Below are 350 nucleotides of genomic sequence, written 5' to 3' on the forward strand. Positions count from 1 at the left end.
ATAATAGCACCTATTATAGTAGAGTGCTGTGTTGCGATTTTCAGGTTTTGGCTAAACAACCGCAAGAAATAAGGCGACATAGCCTCACCACTAAAGAACCCCAACCTACTGGCATAGGTTGGGGTTCGGTGATACATGAGTTCAATATTTGTTAATTTCAGTATAGCTTGTAGCTTCTTCATTTGCAATAAAATTACAAGTCTTACTCATAGAAAATCTGTAATTTCTTTACTATAGTGAATTAGTTATTTTTTATCATGTTTTTTCTTTTTTAATGATAAGATAAATCCCACCATTAAAGGAAATAAAAGCAAAATATAGATGTAGCTCATTTAAATTATTATTCCTCC

At 31.7% G+C, this 350-nt stretch carries 1 protein-coding gene; it reads left to right on the forward strand.

What is annotated here, in order from left to right; genetic code table 11:
* Nucleotides 1-15: 15 nt before the first annotated feature.
* Nucleotides 16-72: a hypothetical protein gene (locus IE187_RS21865; protein ID WP_229839644.1), complete on the forward strand. Its 57-nt coding sequence runs from the start codon at nucleotides 16-18 to the stop codon at nucleotides 70-72.
* Nucleotides 73-350 lie beyond the last annotated feature (278 nt).

This window comes from Sphingomonas glacialis (assembly GCF_014653575.1).
Lineage (GTDB): Bacteria > Pseudomonadota > Alphaproteobacteria > Sphingomonadales > Sphingomonadaceae > Sphingomonas > Sphingomonas glacialis.